Annotated in this window: 4 protein-coding genes and 1 pseudogene; all 5 read left to right on the forward strand. The window is 45.6% G+C overall.

Annotated elements, in window-relative coordinates; all coding sequences use genetic code 11:
* A pseudogene (locus tag ACLTD4_RS33685) lies at positions 1–223 on the forward strand (hypothetical protein); the annotation flags it as partial.
* A 54-nt stretch (positions 224–277) separates the two neighbouring features.
* Positions 278–1,108 (forward strand): hypothetical protein, encoded by an 831-nt coding sequence (locus ACLTD4_RS33690; protein WP_006772904.1) that lies wholly within the window; start codon positions 278–280, stop codon positions 1,106–1,108.
* Positions 1,109–1,118: 10 nt separating this feature from the next.
* On the forward strand, positions 1,119–1,517 hold the full coding sequence (locus ACLTD4_RS33695; RefSeq protein WP_006772905.1) for a DUF4320 family protein: 399 nt from the start codon (positions 1,119–1,121) through the stop codon (positions 1,515–1,517).
* Between the two features lie 10 nt (positions 1,518–1,527).
* Positions 1,528–2,070, forward strand: coding sequence for a hypothetical protein (locus ACLTD4_RS33700; protein ID WP_412331974.1), 543 nt, complete (start codon positions 1,528–1,530; stop codon positions 2,068–2,070).
* Between the two features lie 132 nt (positions 2,071–2,202).
* Positions 2,203–2,752: DUF6550 family protein (locus tag ACLTD4_RS33705; protein WP_412331975.1), on the forward strand; the 550-nt coding region annotated here is incomplete at its 3' end.

Below are 2,752 nucleotides of genomic sequence, written 5' to 3' on the forward strand. Positions count from 1 at the left end.
AGAACTTGATTTACTGATTTATGAGCCTGTGAAGGAATACATCACTATGGTGATTCTGGTTTTGGGAAGCATTCCGCTTTTATATTTTCTAAACCAGGAGTGGTATAAAACTCTGATGTTTACAGCCTTTGGAAAAATGCTTCTGGCAATTAGTGGGGGCGTGATCTTTTTCTCCCTTGCCGCTGTTGTAAAGCATACAAAGCCCATCGAGTATAAGCGTTAACAGGAGGTTTCTATGCATTATTATATTTTACTATTATTTGCCTTGAGTTTTTCTATGGGAATTTATTTGATTCTGGCGCATTTATTGAAAATTTCTACCTTTCGAGCCAGGAGAGCCATTTTATCTGTGGGAAGACAAAAGAAAAAGGCGAAAAATTCGGATGCAGCTATCATGGAACTGGCTGTGAAGCTGTCTCCTTTTGTGCCTATGGATGCTTATAAAAGACGAAAACTTGTTATGGTTCTGCATTCGGCAGGGATTAAGGAGACGCCGGAAGTATATCTGGCACAGGCATACGTTAAGTCCGGACTGGTATTTTTTGGAGCGTTGCCGTGTCTGGCCGTGATACCGATACTTGCACCAGCGTTTTTGATTATGGGGATTGGCGTTCTCTTTTCAGAAACCGGCAAAGCAGAAAAGACTGTGAGAGACAGCCGTGAGGCCATCGAATATGAATTGCCAAGGTTTGTGGCTACAATCACACAGGAACTGCTTGCCAGCCGTGATGTGCTATCAATGCTGGAGACATATCAGAAACATGCAGGTCCTGCCCTGAAAAGAGAACTGTCTGTTACAACTGCGGACATGCGGACCGGAAGTTATGAGGCAGCGCTTACCAGAATGGAATCCAGGGTGTCAAGCGCTATGGTTTCCGATGTGGTTCGGGGGCTGATTGGAGTAATACGAGGTGACGACGGTGTGGCTTATTTCCAAATGATGGGCCACGATATGAAACAACTGGAAATCCAGCGCTTAAAGAAGCTGGCGTTGGAACGGCCGCCTAAAATTCGGAGATATTCTTTCCTGCTGTTGGCTTGTATGCTGATGATCTATATGGGCGTTATGGCGTATCAGATTTTAGGAACCATGTCTGGTATGTTTTAGAGGAGGAAATATGAGGAATGTTTTGAGAGAGAAAAGAGGAGAGGGGTACATTGATATCGCCGTTGGAATTCTCTGCCTGATGCTGGTTATAGCTTTGGCGGTGAGTCTGTTTCCTGTTTTTATGGTGAAACAGCAATTGAACCGGTTTGCTGATGAGATTGTCCGGCAGGCGGAGATCGTGGGAAGTACCAGCGTGAATCGTAGGATCGAGGAGTTACGGGAGGAAACAGGACTAGACCCGGAGATATCCTGGGATTGTGACTACTTTGAGGGGAGTAAAGTCCAGCTTAATGGTGATATTGCGGTAACGTTGACCTGCCGGATCAATCTGGGTTTTTTCCAATTTGGATCCTTTCCGGTTGAAATCAGGGCCAGAGCAAGCGGGAAGAGCGAAGTTTATTACAAGTAATGGAGGAAAAATGCGAGAGATTAAGAAACTTGTTAAGGATAAAAATGGAAATACTACGCCTCTCACAATAGCACTGATTCTGGCGCTGCTGTTCACCTTATGCGCTTTGTCAGAGTTTTTCCGCCTCTCTGTGATTGCAAACGGTGTGAGAAATGCACTGCAAAGTGCAGTCATATCCATTGCCACAACGAATTATGACGAAGTGTATAATGGGCTGCGTGAGGGATACAGCGGCGGTTATTGGTTATCAGGAGATCAGTGGGAGGAGAATTTGGACTATGGCGACATCTATGAACAGCTGGATGAACTGCTGGATACAGAAAGTGATGGAAAATACCATGTCAAAGAAATGCAAAATGGATATGAGTACCGTTTGTCCAATCTGTCCGTGGATATCAAAAATGTCCGTTTACGTCCGGGAAGCGCTGTAAATAACCTGGAAGTGACTGCAAAATTAAGGCTGGAAATCCCGATATCTTTTGGCGGAGAATCGTTTCCGCCAGTTCAAATGCAGATAAAAGTGAAATCTGCTTATATGCCCAAATTTGAATAAGCAAGACAGGTGTAAGGAAATGGTAATAATTTATTTCTGGACACAGCGCCCGATCTCCTGTATGATGAAAATGGATAAAATAGGAAGAGACGGCGCTGCATCCGAAACAACAAACAGGAGGTGCAGACCATCATGAAAGAAATGATGAATCGAAGAAAATTAATTACTGCCGGATTGGCAGTTCTTGTTGTGTGTCTAATTATCACAGTTTACAATTTATCCAGGCCGGATGCGGGGAGTGAGGAGACAACGGCTTTGGAAGAAACAACAGAACTTGTTATGGAATCTGTAGCAGTACCGGAGATAACGGTGGCGGAGACGACTACAGTTGCTGAAACGGAAGAGACAACAGAGGAGACGGAAGTGCAGACGACGGAAGCTGATATGGAGAAACGTGAAAGTCCAGTTGAAACGGAGACGCATCCAGTGAAGACGACAACTGAGGCCGTTAAAGAGACAGAACCGAAGCCGCAGGTCCCGGAGGAAGCGACACCGCCAGCCAGGGAACTGGAGCCACAGGAAGTGGAACCGGACCATGAGAAGGGCGTGCAGCCAACTGCGAAACCAGAAGAACCACATGGCGGAACGACAAACGATCAGGGGCAGGTGTATGTTCCTGGTTTTGGATATGTGGAGACAGGAGGCGGAGTAACGGAGATACCAGCTCATTCTGATGGAGATT

Source organism: Hungatella sp., from assembly GCF_046966825.1.

Excerpts from the sequence above, each read along its gene's own strand:
- ACLTD4_RS33690 (WP_006772904.1), top strand. The coding sequence starts at position 278 with ATGGGAATTTATTTGATTCTGGCGCATTTATTGAAAATTTCTACCTTT.
- ACLTD4_RS33695 (WP_006772905.1), top strand. The coding sequence starts at position 1,119 with ATGAGGAATGTTTTGAGAGAGAAAAGAGGAGAGGGGTACATTGATATC.
- ACLTD4_RS33700 (WP_412331974.1), top strand. The coding sequence starts at position 1,528 with ATGCGAGAGATTAAGAAACTTGTTAAGGATAAAAATGGAAATACTACG.